At 65.7% G+C, this 21514-nt stretch carries 18 protein-coding genes and 1 tRNA gene; 13 read left to right on the top strand and 6 right to left on the bottom strand.

The features are described 5' to 3' along the window. Positions 1 to 432 precede the first annotated feature (432 nt). The 3 genes from R5H30_RS08235 to cheB form a co-directional block, all read right to left on the bottom strand. Positions 433 to 508, bottom strand: a tRNA-Thr gene (locus R5H30_RS08235). Between the two features lie 98 nt (positions 509 to 606). After that, positions 607 to 1125 (bottom strand): chemotaxis protein CheD, encoded by a 519-nt coding sequence (locus R5H30_RS08230; protein WP_318327691.1) that lies wholly within the window; start codon positions 1123 to 1125, stop codon positions 607 to 609. Next, complete coding sequence (cheB, locus tag R5H30_RS08225) at positions 1122 to 2243, bottom strand: chemotaxis-specific protein-glutamate methyltransferase CheB (protein ID WP_318327690.1); 1122 nt, start codon at positions 2241 to 2243, stop codon at positions 1122 to 1124. Before cheB ends, R5H30_RS08230 begins: the two co-directional genes overlap by 4 nt. A gap of 469 nt (positions 2244 to 2712) precedes the next feature. On the opposite strand from cheB, the gene urtA reads away from it, so the two are divergent. The 6 genes from urtA to R5H30_RS08195 all read left to right on the top strand — a co-directional run bounded on the left by urtA (position 2713) and on the right by R5H30_RS08195 (position 9527). Further along, positions 2713 to 3990, top strand: coding sequence for an urea ABC transporter substrate-binding protein (gene urtA / locus R5H30_RS08220; RefSeq protein WP_318327746.1), 1278 nt, complete (start codon positions 2713 to 2715; stop codon positions 3988 to 3990). A gap of 73 nt (positions 3991 to 4063) precedes the next feature. Then, positions 4064 to 6004: an urea ABC transporter permease subunit UrtB gene (urtB, locus tag R5H30_RS08215; protein WP_318327689.1), complete on the top strand. Its 1941-nt coding sequence runs from the start codon at positions 4064 to 4066 to the stop codon at positions 6002 to 6004. Positions 6005 to 6087: 83 nt separating this feature from the next. Then, a complete protein-coding gene (gene urtC / locus R5H30_RS08210; RefSeq protein ID WP_318327688.1) occupies positions 6088 to 7320 on the top strand; it encodes an urea ABC transporter permease subunit UrtC in 1233 nt (410 codons plus the stop codon). Then, positions 7317 to 8054: an urea ABC transporter ATP-binding protein UrtD gene (gene urtD / locus R5H30_RS08205; protein ID WP_318327687.1), complete on the top strand. Its 738-nt coding sequence runs from the start codon at positions 7317 to 7319 to the stop codon at positions 8052 to 8054. The genes urtC and urtD overlap by 4 nt, the downstream gene beginning before the upstream one ends. A gap of 1 nt (position 8055) precedes the next feature. Next, positions 8056 to 8751 carry an urea ABC transporter ATP-binding subunit UrtE gene (gene urtE / locus R5H30_RS08200; RefSeq protein ID WP_318327686.1) on the top strand — a complete coding sequence of 232 codons (696 nt, stop codon included), beginning with the start codon at positions 8056 to 8058 and terminating at the stop codon, positions 8749 to 8751. Positions 8752 to 8831: 80 nt separating this feature from the next. Continuing rightward, positions 8832 to 9527: a DUF1045 domain-containing protein gene (locus tag R5H30_RS08195; protein ID WP_318327685.1), complete on the top strand. Its 696-nt coding sequence runs from the start codon at positions 8832 to 8834 to the stop codon at positions 9525 to 9527. A gap of 426 nt (positions 9528 to 9953) precedes the next feature. Here R5H30_RS08195 and R5H30_RS08190 read toward each other — a convergent pair whose 3' ends face one another. Further along, positions 9954 to 10736 carry a carbon-nitrogen hydrolase family protein gene (locus tag R5H30_RS08190; RefSeq protein ID WP_318327684.1) on the bottom strand — a complete coding sequence of 261 codons (783 nt, stop codon included), beginning with the start codon at positions 10734 to 10736 and terminating at the stop codon, positions 9954 to 9956. Positions 10737 to 10914: 178 nt separating this feature from the next. On the opposite strand from R5H30_RS08190, the gene R5H30_RS08185 reads away from it, so the two are divergent. The 5 genes from R5H30_RS08185 (at position 10915) to R5H30_RS08165 (ending at position 16911) form a co-directional block, all read left to right on the top strand. After that, positions 10915 to 11982 (top strand): ABC transporter ATP-binding protein, encoded by a 1068-nt coding sequence (locus tag R5H30_RS08185; protein WP_318327683.1) that lies wholly within the window; start codon positions 10915 to 10917, stop codon positions 11980 to 11982. Continuing rightward, the gene (locus R5H30_RS08180; protein ID WP_318327682.1) at positions 11979 to 12899 is read left to right on the top strand and encodes an ABC transporter permease; all 921 of its coding nucleotides are present in this window, start codon (positions 11979 to 11981) and stop codon (positions 12897 to 12899) included. The genes R5H30_RS08185 and R5H30_RS08180 overlap by 4 nt, the downstream gene beginning before the upstream one ends. Continuing rightward, positions 12892 to 13695, top strand: coding sequence for an ABC transporter permease (locus R5H30_RS08175; RefSeq protein ID WP_318327680.1), 804 nt, complete (start codon positions 12892 to 12894; stop codon positions 13693 to 13695). The genes R5H30_RS08180 and R5H30_RS08175 overlap by 8 nt, the downstream gene beginning before the upstream one ends. Before the next feature lie 31 nt (positions 13696 to 13726). Further along, positions 13727 to 14752 carry an extracellular solute-binding protein gene (locus tag R5H30_RS08170; RefSeq protein ID WP_318327679.1) on the top strand — a complete coding sequence of 342 codons (1026 nt, stop codon included), beginning with the start codon at positions 13727 to 13729 and terminating at the stop codon, positions 14750 to 14752. A 182-nt stretch (positions 14753 to 14934) separates the two neighbouring features. Then, positions 14935 to 16911, top strand: coding sequence for a multiheme c-type cytochrome (locus R5H30_RS08165; protein ID WP_318327678.1), 1977 nt, complete (start codon positions 14935 to 14937; stop codon positions 16909 to 16911). A gap of 135 nt (positions 16912 to 17046) precedes the next feature. Here R5H30_RS08165 and katG read toward each other — a convergent pair whose 3' ends face one another. Continuing rightward, positions 17047 to 19242: a catalase/peroxidase HPI gene (gene katG / locus R5H30_RS08160; RefSeq protein WP_318327676.1), complete on the bottom strand. Its 2196-nt coding sequence runs from the start codon at positions 19240 to 19242 to the stop codon at positions 17047 to 17049. A 256-nt stretch (positions 19243 to 19498) separates the two neighbouring features. Between katG and R5H30_RS08155 the strand changes: the two genes are divergently transcribed. Next, complete coding sequence (locus R5H30_RS08155; protein WP_318327675.1) at positions 19499 to 20425, top strand: LysR substrate-binding domain-containing protein; 927 nt, start codon at positions 19499 to 19501, stop codon at positions 20423 to 20425. Positions 20426 to 20613: 188 nt separating this feature from the next. Then, entirely contained in the window at positions 20614 to 20961 is a 348-nt protein-coding gene (locus tag R5H30_RS08150; protein ID WP_318327674.1) for a response regulator, read from the top strand. Between the two features lie 9 nt (positions 20962 to 20970). Here the strand turns inward: R5H30_RS08150 and tsaA are convergent, their stop codons facing one another. Further along, the gene (gene tsaA, locus R5H30_RS08145; RefSeq protein ID WP_318327673.1) at positions 20971 to 21453 is read right to left on the bottom strand and encodes a tRNA (N6-threonylcarbamoyladenosine(37)-N6)-methyltransferase TrmO; all 483 of its coding nucleotides are present in this window, start codon (positions 21451 to 21453) and stop codon (positions 20971 to 20973) included. Positions 21454 to 21514: the final 61 nt, after the last annotated feature.

Here is a 21514-nt window from a genome sequence, read left to right as displayed (position 1 = left end):
GGTGCCGCACCACTTACGTTGGGTCAACACGCGCGCAACCATATTCAACCTGCGGTGTCGATACGGCCCTGCACTGGCCCGCGCGTCTTGCGAAGGGCGGCAAGCGACGCGCTGCGTTCGATGCGGGTGCAAGACGGGACCGAAAAAGCCGGTAATCGAGGTCGATTGCGATGGGTCGCGCGCAGAAAGGCTTGCCATGTGAATTATCGTTTTGATCTTGAGTTTCTCGCCGAAGCCAAGTGGCGTGCTCCAAAATTGCGTAGCGCTGGTCGACCAAGCGGATCCACGCAGATCCGGGACAGCAGCACCACGCGACGCACAAATCCGATACAGAGCGGATGCTCTGGTCCGCCGGTTTCCACGAACCGGTCCTCGCCTGCCACGAGGCGATGACGGGGTTCATGGGCCGATGGGAACAACTGTAGGATCGAATGGTGCCCCCACACGGACTCGAACCGCGGACCTACTGATTACAAATCAGTTGCTCTACCAGCTGAGCTATAGGGGCGGACCCGTGCGGGTCTTTGCGCCTTGGGCGCCGGGCGATATAGCAGCAGTGCCGAGAGACTGGCAAGCCGGCAATCGCGAATTTCCACAGTCTCACAGTCAGAAAAGTTCCAGTCCGTTGCCGACGGTGGCGCGCGCCTGGATCTCGGCCGGAACCTCCCGCGGCGCCTCGCGGCTGGCCTTCATCCTGACCCGGCCGGTGGCGGGCCAGAACTGGACATGGCGCGAGGTCGCACCGCCAAGCGAATGGCCGTCGCAGACGATCCCCTCCTTGGAAAGAAAATCGAGGGTGAAGGCGCTGTTGTTGCGCCCGATCTCGCTCAGGCCCGAGACCATGCAGGCCCCGCCGAAAGCCTTGGCGTGCAACCGTTCGCGCCGCGCACCGAGCTTGAGGATATCGTTGATCAGCAACTCCATCGCGTTGAGACCGGCGAGGTTGCACATGCCGGCGCCGGAGGTGCTGACGGTCAGAAGCATGTGGTTCATCCCGCCGACGCCCGCAACGGGATCCCACAGGCAGCAAGAGACGCAGGAGCCGAGTATCGTCGTGATGACCGTGTCGGGGCGGTCGCAGGCGGCACGCTCGCCCTGGGTGATATGGATGCGGCGCGCGGTCATCGGGCGCACATTCGGCGGCCGGCTCCACGCTCGCGCGGCTGCCGGCTTGCGTTCAGCGCCGCGCCGATCCGGTCGAGCGGCAGTTCATGTTGGACCGCACCCAGTTTCGCGGCGGCGCGCGGCATGCCGTAAACCACGCAGGTCGCCGCGTCCTGACCGAAGGTCGTGGCCCCGTTCCGGGAAAGCCGCAACAGACCGTCCGCGCCGTCCTTGCCCAGACCGGTCAGAAGCGCCGCGGAAACATGCCGCGCCTCGGATTCCGCAGAGGCGAACAGGACGTCGACGGCCGGGCAATGCAGATGGCGTGGCAGGTTCGGAACCAGCCGGCAGTGCCAGGCTCCGCCCTGCCGGACCAGCGTGGTATGGCGATCACCGCCCGGAGCCAGCACGATATCGCCGCGCGCGAGCGTCAGCCCTTCGGCGGCCAGCATGACGGGGCGGTTGAGACAGCGGTCGAGCCGGTCGCAGAAACTGACGAGGAAATTGTGGGGCATGTGCTGCACAACGACCACCGGGGGGCCGTCGCAATCGAGCGCGGGCAGCACCGTTTCAAGCGCCGCGACGCCTCCGGTCGAAGCACCGATCAGCACGATGTCCCCGCGCAGGCAGGGATGCGGCGCCCGGTCGCGCGGCGCCGTCACCGGGCCGGACCGGGCGGGCTGGGACGAAACGCGCAGGTTCTCGGGCCGGGTGCAGGCCGCCTGATGGACGCGATCACGGATGTCGCGGACGACCACCTCGGGACAGCCCGATGTCGGCTTGACCATGCAGTCCACCGCACCGCGCGACAGCGCCTGGATCGCCGCCTCGCTGCCGGCGGCGGTCAGGCTCGACATCATGACGACCGGCATCGGCCGGGCGCCCATGAGCCGGGACAGGAAGTCCAGACCGCTCATTCCGGGCATCTCGATGTCCAGCGTCAGGACATCGACAGACGTCTGCCTCAGAAAGTCGCGCGCCTCGATCGCGTCGCCGGCCTCGGCCACGACCTCGAGCCGGTCGTCACCGGAAAGAACGCCGCGCAACCAGGCGCGTGCGGTCCGGGAGTCGTCGACGATCAGCACCGTCTTGCGGTGCGGCAGTCGCGGGGATGCATTAGTTTCGCGGCTGTGTGCCAAGTTGGGGTCCAGGATCGAATGCGTGCCGCGCGGGTGTCGCTGCCGCCGGTCCCCACGATATGACCCGCAGAGGTGAATTCCCGCTTAATGCTTGCCGGACCGCATCCCGCAGGCATGTCGGTGGCCCGGAAGCGGAGCGCAGTACCATGCGGAACAAGCCCAAAAATCATGCAAGACGACAAGTGTCGCACAACTTTTGGGCGATTACCGCCGGTCCAACGCATCACGAAGTGCAATTCGTTCCCAGTCTGGCGAAGCGGTTGGATGGTGGCGCTGCGTCGCGGGGCCACACGGCACCGAAAGACGCAAGGGATGCCACGCGGGGCGGAAATCTTGGCGGATGACACACCCCGCGCGGCGGCAACATTGCTGTTGCGGCGATCAGGCTATCACAGGCCGGGGACACTCGAAACCCCGCCCGCCCGGCCGCCGGCAGTCCAACATTGGGGACCGAAACGTGAAATCCAACATCAATCGCCTCGCCGGAGCCACCGCGCTCGGCCTGCTTCTGTCTGCCGGCGCCGCTGCCGCGCAGGATTGCCCGATCAAGGTCGGTGTCCTGCACTCGCTGTCCGGCACGATGGCCATTTCCGAGACGACGCTGAAGGACACCATGCTGATGCTGGTGGAGGACCAGAACGCCAAGGGCGGGCTGCTCGGCTGCGAACTCGAAGCCGTCGTGGTCGACCCGGCCTCGGACTGGCCGCTCTTCGCCGAGAAGGCGCGCGAACTGCTGACCGTGCAGAACGTCGACGTGATCTTCGGCAACTGGACGAGCGTCAGCCGCAAGTCGGTGCTGCCGGTGATCGAGGAACTGAACGGGCTGCTGTTCTACCCCGTGCAATACGAGGGCGAGGAAAGCTCGAAGAACGTGTTCTATACCGGAGCCGCGCCGAACCAGCAGGCGATCCCGGCAGTGGACTATTTCCTCGAGGAACTGGGCATCGAGAAATTCGCGCTGCTCGGCACCGATTACGTCTATCCGCGCACGACCAACAACATCCTTGAATCCTACCTGCAGGAAAAGGGCATCGCGAAAGAGGACATCTTCGTCAACTACACGCCCTTCGGACATTCCGACTGGGCCACGATCGTCTCGGACGTCGTGGGTCTCGGCGCGGACGGCAAACCGGTGGGCGTGATCTCGACGATCAATGGCGATGCCAACATCGGCTTTTACAAGGAACTCGCCGCCGCGGGCGTGAATGCCGAGGATCTGCCGGTCGTGGCATTTTCGGTCGGGGAAGAAGAGCTTTCGGGCCTCGACACATCGAACCTCGTCGGCCATCTCGCGGCCTGGAACTACTTCATGTCCGCCGACACGCCGGAAAACGCCGCTTTCATCGAGAAGTGGCACGCCTTCATCGGCGACGAGGCGCGGGTGACCAACGACCCGATGGAAGCCCATTACATCGGCTTCAACATGTGGGCACAGGCCGTCGAGCAGGCCGGAACCACCGAGGTCGACGCGGTGCGTGACGCCATGTACGGCCAGACCTTCCCGAACCTGACGGGCGGCACGGCGGAGATGCTGCCGAACCATCACCTGTCCAAGCCGGTGCTGATCGGCGAGATCCAGGCCGATGGCCAGTTCGACATCATCAGCCAGACCGACCCGGTGCCGGGCGATGCCTGGACCGACTTCCTGCCGGAAAGCAAGGTTCTGACCTCCGATTGGAAGGATCTCGGCTGCGGGATGTACAACATGGACACCAAGGTCTGTGTGCAGCTGACCTCGAACTACTGACCGGGCCCATCCCGGCACGAAGGGGGCGTCCGCGCCCCCTTCTCTCCCGGCCCCAGAGAAAGACCTGACCCGGATGTTGCGAACCGTCCTGACGACCCTGGCGGCCTGCTGGCTTGCCTTCGGGGCCGCCGCTCAAAGCCTGCAGGACGTACTGCAGGACAATGCCGCCGCTATTGCCAAGCCCTCGCGCAGCACGGTCGACGCGGTGATTGCGGATCTCGCCGCATCTGGCCTGCCTGGCGTACCCGATTTCCTCGTGGCCTGGCGCGACAAGGGCGTCTGGCAGCGCGATGCGGACGGGCTGTTCTTCTACGCCGCCGCGTCGGGCGACGACGTCGCTCTGCGCGATGTCGACACCGGCGACGACCTCGGCTCGGAACCCAAGGCCGGCTATACCGAAATCCGGCCCAACGCGGGCGTGCGGCGCGTGATCGGCACGGCGCTCGTCCAGTTCCTGCTTTCCGATCCCGACACCGCGCGACGTCGCGATGCGGTCGAGTCGCTGGCCCGCCGCCCCGAACCCGACCAGCTTGAACCGTTGCGCGCCTCGATCACGGTGGAAAGCGACCCGGCGTTGCTGGCGCGCAAGACCGACCTCGAACGCCAGCTTACCGCGCGCTTCGATCCCGACCCGCAGGCGCGCATCGCGGCGATCGAAAGCCTGTCGGGCAATCTCAGCGTCGAGGCCCGCGCGGTGCTGAACCAGATCCTGAGCACCCGCGAAGCGGTGGCTCGCGAGGTTCCCGCCGACACCAACCTCGCCAGCACGCTCGACCCCGGCACCGACATCAGCGTCGAAGACGCCTACCAGCGCCTCGTCGACGCCGATCTTGCACCAACCACGATTACCCGTGACGCGCGCGACGCAGCGCTGGTCGCCAACATCGACGCAGGTCGGATCGCGGGGATCGACGTCGCCACGCTCGATACCGAAGAGGGGCGCGCCGGGGCCTACGCGCGCCTGGCGGAGGCCGGCAATGCCGATCCCTTCGTGCCCGAAGAGGACCGCGCGGCCGCCGCCGAGGCACACACTTTCTACGTCGCCTACGACGAGGCGGACGCCGCCGTGACGGACGCCGCGCGCGCCTCGATGCGCGAGATCTCGACCCGCCTCGCCTTCAACCAGTTCGCCGACATCTCGCTCGACGCGCTGTCGCTGGCGTCGATCTACTTTCTCGCCGCAATCGGTCTTGCCATCACCTTCGGTGTCATGGGGGTGATCAATATGGCCCACGGCGAGTTCATCATGATGGGTGCTTACACCGGTTACGTGATCCAGCAGATCATCCCGGACTACACCATCTCGATCATCGTCGCCCTGCCGGTCGCCTTCGCGGTGACCTTCGGGGCCGGCGTGGCCCTGGAACGGCTGGTGATCCGCTGGCTCTACCATCGCCCGCTCGAAACACTGCTTGCGACCTTCGGTATCTCGATCGCCCTGCAGCAGCTGGCCAAGAACGTCTTCGGAACCCAGGCGCGGCCTCTGACATCACCCGGCTGGCTCGACGGCGCCTGGGTGCTCAACGATGTGGTCTCGATCAGCTACATTCGTATCGCGATCTTTTTCCTGGCGCTGATCTTCCTGGGGCTGATCCTGTTCATCCTGCGCCGCACAAGGCTTGGTCTCGAGGTCCGCGCCGTGACCCAGAACCCCGGCATGGCGGCCTCGATGGGCATCAATCCCGACCGGATCAACATGCTGACCTTCGGGCTCGGCTCGGGCATCGCGGGCATCGCCGGCGTGGCCATCGGGCTTTACGCCAAGGTCACCTCCGAGATGGGCGGCGATTATATCGTGCAAAGCTTCATGACCGTGGTCGTGGGCGGCGTCGGCAACGTCTGGGGCACGCTCGCAGGCGCGTCGCTGATCGGCTTTACCCAGAAGGGCATCGAGTGGTTCAACCCGTCCAACACGCTGGCGGCGCAGACCTACATGATCCTCTTCGTGATCCTCTTCATCCAGTTCCGGCCCAAGGGCATCGTCGCCCTCAAGGGTCGCGCGGCGGGGGACTGACGCATGCCTCGCAACCAGACCCGCATTTTTGCAAAAATGCGGCCCGGAATCTTCGAAAATTCCGGGTCCGGGGAGACACCGACGTGACCGGCAGTTTCATCGCGCGCAATCCATCCGTCCTGTGGTTCCTGCTTGCGCTGGCGCTCTTCACCCTCACCGTGACCGTGCTGAGCCAGAGCCTTGGGCTCGGACTGGTCTCGACCTCGTTCCTCAAGACCCTCGGCAAAACGCTCTGCCTTTGCCTTGTTGCCGTGGCGATGGACGTCGTCTGGGGCTACTGCGGCATCCTGAGCCTGGGGCACTTCGCCTTCTTCGGCATTGGCGGCTACGCCATCGGCATGTGGCTGATGTACGCGCGAACCGAGCAGATCGTCGCCACCTCGCTCGCCGCCCAGCCTCTGCCCGCGACGCCGCAAGAGATCGAGGCCGCCATCGGCACGCAAATCTTCGGCGTCGTGGGATCGTCCGAGTTTCCCGCGCTCTGGGCTGTCGCCGACAGCCTCGCCCTGCAACTTCTCGCGGCTGTTCTGGTCCCTGGCCTGCTCGCCTTCGTCTTTGGCTGGCTGGCCTTCCGCAGCCGGGTCACGGGGGTCTACCTGTCGATCCTGACCCAGGCGATGACGCTCGCGCTTTCGCTCTATCTCTTCCAGAACGACAGCGGGCTACGCGGCAACAACGGCCTCTCAGGGCTGCAGAACATTCCCGGCCTCGACCACGTCGGTCAGGCGACACTGTCGCTGTGGTTCTTCTGGGCTTCGGCGCTGGCGCTCGGCGCGGGCTACGTCTTTTTCGCCTGGATCGTCTCGGGCAAGATGGGTTCGGTGATCCGCGCGATCCGCGACAACGAGGCGCGCGTGCGTTTCCTCGGCTACCACGTCGAGCACTACAAGCTCTTCGTCTTCACAATCACAGCCGTGGTCGCCGGCATCGCGGGCGCGCTCTATTACCCGCAGGCCGGCATCATCAATCCGGCCGAGATCGCGCCCATCGCCTCAATCTACCTCGCGGTCTGGGTCGCCATCGGCGGCCGCGGACGGCTTTATGGCGCCGTGATCGGCGCGGCGCTGGTGTCGCTGCTGTCGTCATGGTTCACCGGCGGTGCCGCGCCCGATATCGACCTCGGCTTCTACACGATCCGCTGGACCGACTGGTGGCTGGTCCTGCTGGGCCTCACCTTCGTCGCCGTCACCCTCTTTTTCCCCAAGGGGATCGGCGGCCTCTTCGACCTGATCCCGCGCCGCGGCTATGACGCGCGGCAGGGAGACTACGGCCCAGACAAGGGAAGCTGGCGCCAGGAAGAGGGCAAACCGACATGAGCACGCTTCTCGAGGTCTCGGGCGTCTCGGTCAGCTTCGACGGCTTCCGCGCCATCAACAACCTGTCCTTCCAGATCGCCGATCCCGAGCTGCGCGCGGTGATCGGCCCGAACGGGGCCGGAAAGACCACCTTCATGGATATCGTGACCGGCAAGACGCGTCCCGACAGCGGCCACGTGCTGTGGGGCGAAAAATCCGTCTCGCTGCTGGGCATGAGCGAGAGCGCCATCGCGCAGGCCGGCATCGGCCGCAAGTTCCAGAAACCCACGGTCTTCGAGGCCCAGACCGTGGCCGAGAACCTGACCATGGCGCTGCGCAATCCCCGTACCCCCTTCGCCGTCCTGTTCCGACGCGGCAACGATGCCCGCGGGCGCATGATCGAGATCGCCGAGGAGATCGGTCTGGACGACCAGCTCGACCGGCCGTCGGGAGAGCTCAGCCACGGCCAGAAGCAATGGCTTGAGATCGGCATGCTGCTGGCACAGGAACCGCGCCTGCTGCTGGTCGATGAACCCGCCGCCGGCATGACCCCGGTTGAACGTGAGCACACGACCGACCTGTTGCGCCGCGCCGCGAAAACCCGTGCCGTCGTGGTGGTCGAGCATGACATGGAGTTCGTGCGCCGGCTCGATTGCAAGGTCACCGTGCTGCACGAAGGGTCGGTGCTGGCCGAGGGCAGCCTCGACCACGTGACCAAGAACCGCGACGTCATCGACGTCTACCTGGGACGCTGACATGCTGAAGACCCAAGGGCTGACCCTGAAATACGGCCAGAGCCAGATCCTGAACGGCATCGACCTTGTCGCCGCGACCGGACGTATCACCGCCGTCATGGGCACCAACGGTGTCGGCAAGACCAGCCTGATGCGGGCCATTGCCGGGCGTCACCCCTTCGCCGAGGGCAGGATCAGCCTCGATGGTCGCGATCTTGGCCACCCCTCGGCCTTCGCCGCCGCCCGCGCCGGCATCGCCTACGTGCCGCAGGGCCGCGAGATCTTTCCGATGCTCACCGTGATGGAGAATCTCGAAACCGGGTTCGCCTGCCTCGATGGCGATCGGCGCACGGTTCCCGACGAGATCTTCGGACTCTTCCCTGTGCTTGCCGAGATGCGCCACCGGCGCGGCGGCGATCTTTCGGGCGGCCAGCAGCAGCAGCTGGCCATCGGCCGCGCGCTGGTCACCGGCCCGCGCGTGCTGCTGCTCGACGAGCCGACCGAGGGCATCCAGCCCAACGTGATCCAGCAGATCGGGCGGGTCATCGCGCGGCTGCGCGAGCGTGGCGACATGGCGATCGTGCTGGTCGAGCAGTATTTCGACTTCGCCTACGACCTCGCCGATCACTTCTATGTCCTGAACCGCGGCGCGGTCGCCTTCACGCAAGGCAAGGAGTCGGTCGCCAAGGCCGACCTGCTCTCGCGCGTTTCGGTCTGAGCGCGGGCGCCCCTTCGGTGCTTGTTTAGCGCGCACGCCGGGACTAGTGGGGGGCCGAGTTTCCGCATTCGGGGCCGCCCATGTACCAGCGTTATGCCGTCTTCTTCACGCCACCGCCCGGCCCGCTCGCCGATTTCGGCGCGGCATGGTTGGGATGGGATGCCCGCCACGCCTGCCCCGCCCGGCACCCCGCCTATCCGGGTCTGGACCTGGAAGAACTGACCCACACCCCGCGCAGATACGGGTTCCACGCCACGCTCAAGGCGCCGTTCCGACCCTCCGAAGGCGTGTCCGAGATCGACCTCTGCCGGGCCGTGCAGCATCTCGCGGGAGAGCTGGCTCCGGTCCTTCTGGAGGATGTCGCGCCAACCTACCGGCACGGGTTCTTGGCCCTGCGCCCGGCGGGCGGATCGGCCCCCGACACGCCGCTGGGCCAACTCGCCGCGCGGGTCGTGTGCGATCTTGACCCGTTGCGCGCGCCGCTGGACGCGGAAGATCTCGCGCGCAGGCAAACCGGGCGACTGTCCCCGCGACAACGGCAATTCCTGTCGGACTGGGGGTATCCCTTCGTGCTCGACGACTTCGCGTTCCACCTGACCCTGAGTGGGCGAATCGATTCCGCGACCGCCGAAAACATCCTAACCGCGTTGCGCGATCTCATGCCGGATTCGCTCTACAAACCGCTTGCGGTCGATGCCTTGAGCCTGCTTGGCGAGGCGCCGAATGGAAAATTCCTCGAGATTGGCAGGTTCCCGCTGGGCGAAGTCACTACTTGAAGTTTAGGGCCGCCGGGGCGCGGTTTGCCTGCATTGCAGTCGTTTTCCGGGATTCATCCCGCAGAGGTCGAATTCTCATTTCTGGCAATTCGCGTGGTTTCCCGAACGGAAACATGAAGATACGGATTTCGTAAATTGACCCCAGGCGGCAGTTAACCTAGCCTTAACCTTGTTTCGAGTAGCCATTTTTCATGGTCTGGTTTTCTTTCAAGGAAAAGAAGTTTCATAATGGAATACATTGTCTTTCTGCTATTCGTCGGCGGGCTGATTGGCCTCGCATTTCATGATCGAAGAAAACCCGGTCGCACCGGACGCCTCGATTTCACCCTCCCGCGGAAGTCCTCCGGCAAGCTCAAGAAGCGCACGGCGCAGTCGCAGACCTGATCCGCGCCCCGTCGTGACCTGCCCTACGACAGTCCGACGCCGTCATTCCTGATGCGCGAGGTCGGATAAGTAGTCGTAGTCCGCGCGCGCTGTATCTCTCAGCGCCATGTCGAGCACCGCGTGCACCAGCGCCGGCTCTGCGCCAGCGGCGGCGGACACCCGACCGAGCGGGTCGGCGATCCGGCTCTGGCCAATGAATGCATAAGGGCCTTCAACCCCGATCCGGTTCGCATAGGCTACGAAAAGATGGTTCTCGAAGGCGCGCGCCGGCACGATGTGCCGTGGCACCATGTCGTAGGGCGCCATCACCGCCGTCGGACACAGCACCACATCCGCGCCGCCAAGCGCCAGTTCGCGGACGCGCTCGGGAAACTCGATGTCGTAGCAGATGTTCAGGCCGATCCGGACGCCCTTGTAGTCGAACAGGAACGGCGCGCGGCCCGGCGTAAAGACCGCGCGCTCCCAGGTGCCGAAGAGCGCACGCTTGCGGTAGGTTCCGGCCAGACCGGTGTCCGGCAAGATCACGAACGCGCTGTTGTACACGTGCGCGCCGTCGCTTTCGTAGCTTCCGACGACCAGCGCGACCCCGGTGGAGGCCGCGACGGACGCCAGATCCTCGTGAACCTGCCGCCCGACCCGTTGCGCTGTTTCCGCAACATCTCCGTCGGTGAAGTATCCCGTCAGAAAGCACTCCGGCAGCACCAGAAGCTCGACCCCCGCCGACGCCGCCTCGTCTGCCGCGCGCCGCACCTCGGCCAAGTTCGCGGTTATGTCGCCCGGTGTTCCGGCGGATTGCCAGAGCCCGAGATGCAGCGATGCGGCCATCCACACGTTCCCCTTGGTCGCGGCCGCGAAGCATGACGCTGCGGCACCTTTCGGGACACAATTTCATCCATCGACACACGCGTCGAGAGATCGCGCAAAGAAATCTTCGCGCACCCTTGCCAGAGCCGGATCAATCGGCTTGTGTCTAGGAAAAAAAAGACACGGGGGAGTTCGCACATTGTCCACGACCGCAGCGGTGGAAGCACAGTCGGCCCGCAAGGATTATGGCGTCGGAGCGCAGGCCGTCCGCGCCCTCGACGACGTCTCGGTCAAGATCAACAAAGGCGAGTTCTTCACGCTGCTGGGCCCGTCGGGCTGCGGCAAGACCACACTCTTGCGCATTGTCGCGGGCTTCGAGACGCCGACCGACGGACGCATCCTGCTCGACGGGCGCGACATCACCTTCGATCCACCGAACAAGCGGCCCGTGAACACCGTCTTCCAGAGCTACGCGCTTTTCCCGCACATGTCGGTGGCCGACAACATCGCCTTCGGGCTCCAGATGCTGGGCCGGTCGCGCAAGGACGTCGCGCAGGCGGTCGAGAAGATGCTGGCGCTGGTGCAGCTCGAACGCTTCTCGGACCGCAAGCCGACCCAGCTGTCCGGCGGCCAGCAGCAGCGCGTGGCACTGGCCCGGGCGCTGGCGCCCGAGCCGCAGGTGCTGCTGCTCGACGAGCCGCTGTCCGCTCTGGACCTGAAGCTGCGCAAGGAAATGCAGCGTGAACTCAAGCGCCTGCAGACCGAGACCGGCATCACCTTCATCTTCGTCACCCACGACCAGGAAGAGGCGTTGACCATGTCGGACCGGATCGCGGTGATGTCGGCAGGCAACATCCTGCAGGTCGGCGCCCCGCGCGAGATCTACAACCACCCCGTCAACCGCTTCGTGGCCGACTTCATCGGCGAAACTAATTTCCTCGACGGCGCGGTCACGGGCGGCGCGGTGCGGCTGTCCTCGGGCGATACCGTCCCGGCGGAGGTCGGCGACATGACCGGCAAGGTCACGCTGGCCGTGCGTCCCGAACAGGTGCGGCTGAGCCCGGCCGGCGAGACCGGCAGCCTGCCCGCGACGATCTCGGACACGGTCTATTTCGGCACCGACACCCATTGCCATGCCCGCCTCAAGGATGGCACCGAGGTCGTCGCGCGCCTGCAAAGCCCACCCTCGGGCGACGTGGGCCTGAGTGCGGGCTCCGAGATCGGCCTGCGCTTCGAGCCCGGCGCGGTGCAGGTCCTGCGCGAATGAGCGTCGCGGGCACCAACGAGGCCGCGGCCGCACGGCGCGACCGCCGAAATGCCTGGCTCTTGTCGCTGCCGGCCCTGATCCTGTTGATCGTGGCCGCCTCGGGCCCGCTGCTGATCATCGTGGTCTACTCGTTCCTGACCCCGGGCCAGTACGGCAACGTGATCTGGGAATTCTCGCTCGACGCCTGGATCGGCACGCTCTATTCGCGCGACATCTTCGACGGAACCTATCAGCTGGCCGACGCGCACCTGTCGATCTTTTGGCGCTCGGTGAAGCTGTCGCTGCTGACCACGCTCTTCACCTTCATCGTGGGTTTCCCGACGGCCTGGTTCATCGCGACCCGCCCGCCCCGCGCACGCGCCGCGTGGCTCTTCCTGATCACCATCCCGTTCTGGACCAATCTGCTGATCCGGACCTTCGCGATCAACCAGATCATCCGCAACGAAGGCATCCTCAACACCTTCCTGCTCTGGCTCGGCGTGATCGACACGCCGCTCCTGATCATCTACTCGGACCTCGCCGTCTTCATCGGCATGACCTACGTCTACCTGCCCCTGATGGTGCTGCCGCTCTTTGCCGCCATCGACCGCTTCGACATGAAGCTGCTCGAGGCAGGATACGACCTTTACGCCTCGCGCTGGCAGGTGCTGCGGCGCATCGTCGTGCCGGTGGTCAAGCCCGGCATCATCGCGGGCTCGATCCTGGTCTTCATTCCCTCGCTTGGGGCCTACGTGACCCCGCGCATCCTGGGCGGCGGGCGTAACATGATGATCGGCAACTTCATCGAGCTGCAGTTCGGTCAGGGCCGCAACTGGCCGCTGGGCGCCGCGCTCTCGGTCACGCTTCTGGTGATCGTCGCCATCGCACTCGTCTTCTATGTCCGCGTCGCCAACCGGGAGACGAACACCCATGGCTGATCGCAGCTTCGCCGTCTCGCGCATCCCCGGCTTCGCCACGATCGCCGTGATCGTGTTCGTGCTGCTCTACCTGCCGATCGCGATGCTGGTGGTCTTCTCGTTCAACTCCGGAACTTCTATCGCGGTCTGGGAAGGGTTTTCCTTCCAATGGTACCCGAAGGCCTGGAACAACGAGCAGGTCAAGGAAGTCACCATGCGGTCGCTGACCGTCGCCACCGCTGCGGCCACCATCGCGACCAGCGTCGCGGTGCTCGCAGCACTCGGCACCACCCGGCGCAAGCGCAGCAAGGGCCAGACCTTCGTCTACCTGATGATCAACCAGCCGCTCATGGTGCCCGAGATCGTCACCGCTGTCGCCTTGCTGATCTTCTTCGCCTCGATCAAGGTCGCCACCGGCTACCAGGGTCTTGGCTACCTGATCGCCGCCCACGCCGCCTTCTGCGTCCCCTTTGCCTACCTGCCGATCCGCGCGCGGCTCGAAGGCATGGATCTCACGCTCGAGACCGCTGCCTCGGACCTTTACGCCTCGCCCTGGCAGACCTTCCGGCACATCACCCTGCCCCTGTTGATGCCCGGGGCGCTGGCCGGCTTCATGCTCGCCTTCGTGACCTCGCTCGATGACGTCATCATCACGCTCTTTGTCAAATCCGCCGGGCAGGATACGCTGCCCACCTACATGCTCGCGCAGATCCGCCGATCGGTCTCGGCCGAGGTCAACGCAATCTCGACCCTGCTGCTGCTGCTCACCGTCGCGCTGTTGACCGGGTTCTTCCTGCTGACGCGCAAACGCACCTGATAACAAACCGAAGACCAACAAGGAGAGTACCATGAGAAACATCGTATCGGCTGTCGCCCTGCTGATGGCGGGCACCAGCCTCGCCAGCGCAGAGGGCGAATTGCAGCTCTTCAACTGGGGTGACTACACCAACCCCGAACTGATCGCGAAATTCGAGGAAGAGACCGGGATCAAGGTCACCATCACGGACTACGATTCCAACGACACGGCACTGGCGAAGGTCGAGGCCGGCGGCGCGGGCTTCGACCTCGTTGTGCCTTCGGCCAACTACGTGCCGATCTGGCGCGAGAAAGGCCTGATCCAGGAGCTCGACCTGTCGAAGCTGCCCAACCACGCCAACATCGCCCCCGAATGGCGCGACGTGCCGTGGGATCCGGGCCGCTCCCATACCGTGCCGTGGCAGTGGGGTTCGACCGGCGTGGCGGTGAACGTCGACGCCTATGACGGCGACATCAACACTTCGGCCATCTTCCTCGATCCGCCCGAGGAACTCGTCGGCAAGGTCAACGTGACGCCCGAGATGAATGACGTGATCTCACTGACGCTGATGTATGTCGGCGGCGAGCCCTGCACCGAGGACACCGAGGTCCTCAAGAAAGCCCGCGACAAGCTGCTGGAGGCCAAGCCCAAGTGGCTGTCGATGGACTACGGCATGACCGAGAAGATGGCCGCCAACGACGTCATGGCCTCGGTCTACTGGAACGGCGCGATCTTCCGCGCCCGGCTGCAGAACGAGAAAGTGAAGTACGGGTATCCGAAGGAAGGCTTCGTCTTCTGGATGGACTCGGTCGCGCTGCTCTCGGACGCGCAGAACGTCGACGAGGCCTACCAGTTCATGAACTTCATCATGGAGCCCGAGAACGCGGCCCTCGTCTCGGCCTTCGCGCGTTACGCCAACGGCATCAGCGGCTCGGATGCCTTCATGCCCGAGGACATGAAGGATGCGCCCGAGATCGTGGTGCCGGAAGACCTCAAGAGCGCGGGCCACTTCCTGCCGACCTGCTCGCCCAAGGCGCAGGAATACTACGCGGCGATCTGGACCGAACTCCAGAAGTAACCGCGCTGCGACGCAGTGCCGCCGGGGAGGTCCGTCTCCCCGGCTTTTTCATGCCTTTCAATACGTTGACCGGCGGACTTCGTGCGGGTTCGCGCACGCCTCCCGATCTGTCCCGAACGTGACTTGAACTCCCGCGCCAAATGATCCTCTCTGAACCGGTGCAGAGGCCGGGAGGACGTTGGGTGAGAACGAAGAGATCGAGGGCTCTGCAAACGTGTCTGGCGCTTGTCTGGCTGGCATACTCCGCCGTTGCCCAGACCCCGTCGGATCACCCGGCCTATGTCGGATCCGAGACCTGCATCGACTGCCACGAAAGCGCCGCGGAAGCCTGGCGCGGCTCTGACCATCACCTTGCCTGGACGCTGCCCGGACCCGACACGGTTGTTGCCGATTTCGACGGCACACGCTTCGAGGGCACCGGCATTATCGTCGATTTCAGCATCCGCGATGGCGACTACTTCGTCGACGTGACCGAGGCCGACGGCAGCCGGCAGGAATACCGCGTACATTCGGTCGCCGGCATCCGACCGCTTCAGCAGTACCTGCTCGAGACGGGTGACGGCCGCCTGCAAAGCTTCGACGTGGTCTGGGATGTCGGGCGGCGCGAATGGTACCACCTCTACCCCGACACGCCCCTGCCGCCCTCCGACGGGCTGCACTGGACCGGACCCTACAAGAACTGGAACGCGCGCTGCGCCGAATGCCACGCCACCGGTTTCGAGAAGAACTACGACGCCACCACGCGCAGCTACAGCTCGACCCAGGCCGAGATCGGCGTCGGCTGCGAATCCTGCCACGGTCCCGGGCAGGCGCATCTCGACTGGGCCGAAACGCGCGCTCCGGTCTCGGGCGCAGGCCTCGACAGCTACGGGTTCAGCGCCGATTTCGACAGCACCGAGAGCACGATCCAGCAATGCGCCGGCTGCCATTCGCGCCGCGAGGCCTTCGGGAACGGCAACCCGCTGCCCGGCACGCCCTACCACGACGCCTACGGCCTTTCGCTGCTGCGACCCGGTCTCTATCACTCCGACGGTCAGATCCTCGAAGAAGTCTACGTCTACGGCTCGTTCCTGCAATCGAAGATGTACGCGATGGGTGTCGGTTGCACCAACTGCCACGACGCGCATTCCACCCGGCTCGTGGCCGAAGGGAACGCGGTCTGCACCCAATGCCATTCGCCGGCCGGCAACCCAGACTTCCCGAGCCTGCCGATGGCCCAATACGACACGCCCGCGCACCACCACCACCCCGAAGGCACGCCCGGCGCAGAATGCAAGAGCTGCCACATGATCGAGCGTGTCTACATGGGCATCGACGGCCGGCGCGATCACAGCTTCCGCATCCCGCGTCCCGACCTCGCGCTGCAGACCGGGGCGCCCGATGCCTGCACCGACTGCCACGAGGACCGCGACCCAGCCTGGGCTGCCGCGCGCATCGCCGACTGGTATCCCGACGCCGCCAAACGCACGTCGCATTACGGCGAAACGCTGGCCCATGGCCGGATCAATCCCGACGCCGCCGGAACCGACCTGGCCGCACTTTCTGCCGACACCGATGCGCCGGGCATCGTGCGCGCTACCGCACTCTGGCTGCTGGAGCAGGGCGGCGACGCCGCGGCGGCCGACGCGGCCGAGGTGCTGCTGTCGGACGAGGATCCGCTGGTCCGCGACGCCGCCGCGAGCCTGCAGCGCATTGCCGGCGCGCAGCAGCGCGTGACCCGGGTGGTGCCGATGCTCGACGATCCCAGCCGCGCCGTACGGATGACCGCCGCGCGCCAGATGCTCGGCGCGCCGGTCGCCTACCTGCCCGACGCCATGCAGCGTGATCTCGACGCCGCAATGGCCGAATGGCGCGAAAGCCTCGCCAACCAGGCCGATTTCCCCGAGATCCAGATGCGCCTCGCCGGGCTTGCGCTGACCATGCGCAACCTGCCCATGGCCAGCGCCGCCTTCCGCGAAGCGGTCACGCTGGATCCCCAGCAGGTTCCGGCCTGGATGATGCTTGCGCGCATCGCGGATGCCGAAGGACGGCGCGATGCCGCGACCGCCCTCATCGAGGAGGCGCTGGCGGCCAATCCCGGGGCAGAATCGCTGCTGCGTGCCCTCTCGGACCTCACCGGCCAGCCCATGGACCTGACCCCGCCCCCGGCATCGGACTGATCCAGGCCCCTCTCTGGTTCCGGAAATATCCCGGGGGAGCGTCGCCCGCACGGGCGACCGGGGGCAGCGCCCCCACCCGACAAAGAAAATGGCGCGGCCGGGAACCGGCCGCGCCGCTATCGGATTGCGCCGAGGTCAGACGAGGTCGAACCGGTCCGCGTTCATCACCTTGGTCCAGGCCGCCGCGAAGTCGCGCACGAAGGCCGCGCCGGCATCGTCCTGACCATAGACCTCCGAAATAGCCCGCAGCTGCGAGTTCGACCCGAAAATCAGGTCGGCGCGGGTGCCGGTGTAGGCCACCTCACCCGTCGTGCGGTCCTTGGCTTCGAAGGCGGTCTCGTCCTCGGACTTCGCCGTCCACTTCACGCCCATGTCGAGCAGGGTGACGAAGAAATCGTTGGTCAGCTGACCCGGCCGGTCGGTGAAGACACCGTCCTGCGACCCGCCGTGGTTGGCGCCGAGCACGCGCAGACCGCCCACCAGAACCGTCATCTCCGGCGCCGAGAGGCCCAGCAGTTGCGCCCGGTCGACGAGGAATTCCTCGGCTGGGGCCGAATACTGCTGCTTCTCGTAATTCCGGAAGCCGTCGACGACAGGCTCCAGCGGCGCGAAGGACTCGACATCGGTCTGCTCCTGCGTGGCGTCGCCGCGACCGGGGGCGAAGTCGACCGAGATGTCGTGACCGGCGTCCTTGGCCGCCTTCTCGACCGCCACAGTGCCGCCCAGCACGATCAGGTCGGCCATCGACACCGACTTGCCCGCGCCGTCGAAGTCCGACTTGATGCCTTCGAGTACCTCGAGCACCTTGGCGAGTTTGGCTGGCTCGTTGACTTCCCAGTCCTTCTGCGGCGCAAGCCGAATCCGCGCACCGTTGGCGCCGCCTCGCTTGTCGGAGTTGCGGAACGTCGAGGCCGAGGCCCAGGCGGTCGAGACAAGCTCGCCCACCGACAGGCCCGAACCGAGGATCTTCTCCTTCAGCGCTGCGATGTCGGCGTCGCTCAGTATCGCGCCCTCGGGCGCAGGAACCGGGTCCTGCCAGATCAGGTCTTCCGCCGGCACCTCGCTTCCGAGATAGCGCACCTTCGGTCCCATGTCGCGGTGCGTCAGCTTGAACCACGCCCGTGCGAAAGCGTCGGCGAACTCGTCGGGGTTCTCGTGGAAACGCCGCGAGATCCGCTCGTACTCGGGGTCCATACGCAGCGACAGGTCGGTGGTCAGCATGTTGACCGGCACCTTGCCGCTGCCATGGGCCGCAGGCGCCTTGCCCTCGCCCGCGCCGCCTTTGGGTTGCCACTGGTGCGCGCCCGCGGGGCTCTTGGTCAGTTCCCACTCGTAGCCGAAGAGGTTGTCGAAGAAGTTCATCGACCACTGCGTCGGGGTCTCGGTCCAGGTGACCTCCAATCCCGAGGTGATCGTGTCCGCGGCACAGCCGGTGCCATGCCCGCCGATCCAGCCGAAACCCTGCTCGGCCATTCCGGCCGCTTCCGGCTCGACGCCCACAAGTGCCGCGTCACCCGCGCCGTGGGTCTTTCCGAAGGTATGTCCACCGGCGATCAGGGCGACGGTTTCCTCGTCGTTCATCGCCATGCGCCCGAAGGTCTCGCGGATGTCCCTGGCCGCGGCCAGCGGATCGGGATTGCCGTCCGGACCCTCGGGATTGACGTAGATCAGGCCCATCTGCACGGCCGCAAGCGGGTTTTCGAGGTCGCGATCCCCGGAATAGCGGCTCTTGGGGTTGTCGCTCTGGGCCAGCCACTCGTCTTCCTTGCCCCAGTAGATGTCCTGTTCGGGCTCGAAGACATCCTCGCGTCCGCCGCCGAAGCCGAAGGTCTTGAAGCCCATCGATTCCAGCGCGACGTTGCCGGCGAGGATCATCAGATCGGCCCAGGAGATCGCGTTGCCGTATTTCTTCTTAATCGGCCACAACAGGCGCCGGGCCTTGTCGAGGTTGGCATTGTCCGGCCACGAATTGAGCGGCGCGAAACGCTGGGTACCCGAGGAGGCCCCGCCACGCCCGTCGCCGGTGCGGTAGGTGCCGGCCGAATGCCAGGCCATTCGGATGAAGAGCGGGCCGTAATGGCCGAAGTCCGCAGGCCACCACTCCTGGCTGTCGGTCATAAGCGCGGTCAGGTCTGCCTTGAGCGCGTCGAGGTCGAGCGCCTCGAAGGCCTTGGCGTAGTCGAAGGACCCCGGCATCGGGCTCGACAGCGCCGTGTTCTGATGCAGGATGCTGAGATTGAGCTGGTTCGGCCACCAGTCCCGGTTCGACCGCACACCGAACGTGTGCATCACCGGGCACTTGCTGATGTCTCTGAGTTCGGCTCCGTCCATGTTGCTCTCCGATCTGGCTTCTGGGTGGACAGCGGCCCCGGGACGGGGCCGTCAAGGATTGGCCGGGACGGCGAGCCCGGCGCAGTGTCCTGCCCCGAGACTCGCAACTCCCGATCGTAAATGGTGCCGGCGGTCTGCCCGGGCGCGTTGTCAAGCGCACCCGTCCGGTGGCCGCCGCGGGTCACCGCAGATGTTCTAGCAAGGTCTGGCGATTAATATAAGTTGGATTTTCTGATGAAGGCCATAATCTGAGCCTATGGCAAACATCACCCTGAAACAGCTTCGATACTTTCAGGCGCTGGCGCGATATGGGCATTTCGGGCGGGCGGCGGAGACCTGCGCGATTTCGCAACCGGCGCTGTCGGTGCAGATCCGCGATCTCGAGGAGGTGCTCGGCACCCGGCTTTTCGAACGTTCGGCGCGGCAGGTCCGGCTGACCAGCTTCGGCGAGATGCTGTCCGGGCGTGTGCGCGACATCCTGCGTTCGGTCGACGATCTCGGCGATCTCGCACGCGCCGCTCGGGACGGTCTGGCCGGCCCGCTGCGAATCGGCATCATTCCGACGGTCGCGCCCTACCTGCTGCCCCGTATCGTCGGCGATCTGGCACGTCTTTACCCGGGCCTCGATGTGCACGTCCGCGAGACCGTCACGCCGAAGCTGATGCAAGAGCTTGAAGAAGGCCGGCTCGACACCGCGATCGTCGCCCTGCCCCTGTCCGAGCCGGCCTTTACCGAGGTCGCGCTGTTCTCGGAGGAATTCGTCCTCGTGCGCCCCGGAGAGGATGCGGGCAAGCCGGTCCCGGATCGCGAGCGCCTGCGCGAGATGCGTCTGCTGCTGCTCGAGGAGGGGCATTGCTTCCGCGACCAGGCGCTGGCGTTCTGCAACCTGCAATCGACATCGCGCGAACTCATGGACGGCAGCTCGCTGTCGACGCTGGTGCAGATGGTCGGTGCCGGGATCGGCGTCACTCTGATTCCCGAGATGGCGCTTGGGGTCGAGCTGAAATCGGCTGACGTGTCGGTGGCCCGGTTCCGCGCGCCCAAGCCCGCGCGCACCATCGGGATGGTCTGGCGCACGCAAAGCCCGCTGGCCGCGCGCCTGCGCCAGATCGCGGACTGCGTTCGGACCTCCGCCGAAGCGGTCCGGGCGCAGATGCCGGCAGACGCCCCTCCGGACCCCTGACCTGGTCCTGCTCGATGCTGCATGACTCCGGGCGGACTCACGGCAACCCAAGAAAAATTCCAACGCGCGGGGGAACCGGATGTCGACATGCGTCGTTCCGCCCAAGGGGTCTTTACAGATGTCGCAAGTCCGAAGCCTGCGGTACCGGCGCGAAGCCCCGTGGCAGAAAAGAAGATACAGGGGCACGCATGGCGTCGAAGGTACTGGTTGTTGATGACGAGGCGTTGCTCGCTCTGGACATAGAAGCCATTCTCGAACAGGCCGGATATGAAGTCGTCGGCCCCGCGGCAAACGTGGCATCGGCGATGAAACTGATCGACGGCGGTTCGATCGACGCGGCGATCTTGGATCTCAATCTCGCGCAGGAGCGCAGCGACGACATTGCAGACAGACTCAGCGAACTGTCGGTTCCGTTCTTCTTTCTGACCGGCTACAGCGCCGAGCACCTGCCGCCGAGCCACGCGCATCGCGAAATGATCCGCAAGCCCTTCCGCGAACGACAGTTGCTGCACAAGCTTGGAGAGCTGCTGTCCTGAGGTGCCCGGTCACCCCTTGGGCGGGGCCTTTGGGGTAAACTCGCAGCGGTCGGGCTTGATGTCGACCAGAGGCGTACCGTCCAGGCAGTCGAGCCCGCGGACGATCAGGTTCGACCCCGAAACCTTCACGAGCCGCACCAGCGAGGTTCCGATCGGGTTCGGCCGCACCGGCGAGCGCAGGGCGAAGGTACCTGTCGTGACACCGTCGCTTTTGGGGCTTTGCAGCACAAGATCGCGCCGTCCGCGATCGAGCCAGTAAAGCAGTTCGACGGTCTCGTAGGCCTCCAGCCCTTTGAGCGCCGCGTCCCACGGTGCAAAAACCTCCACCCGGCATTCGGGGCCGTCCATCCGGCCCTGCCGCGGGCAGTCGTCGCGCGTGGCCCACGGCGTGTGGATGCGCCCGATGAACCGCAGCCGTGCATCGCCGGGCGCACCGGCATCGACCGCCACCTCGCCCGGGCGGAGCGCGTCGCGGTCGCGGTCTGTTGGCATCTTCGATCTCCCCGTCTATTCGCCTGAGTGATGCAAGGGCCGGATCGCCGCTGCAAGCCCG

The sequence above is a fragment of the Roseobacter sp. FCG-D35 genome (assembly GCF_033436665.1).
GTDB lineage: Bacteria > Pseudomonadota > Alphaproteobacteria > Rhodobacterales > Rhodobacteraceae > JAWQFO01.
The sequence above is the reverse complement of the archived record's forward strand: the minus strand, read 5'-3'. Positions and strand labels throughout refer to the sequence as shown.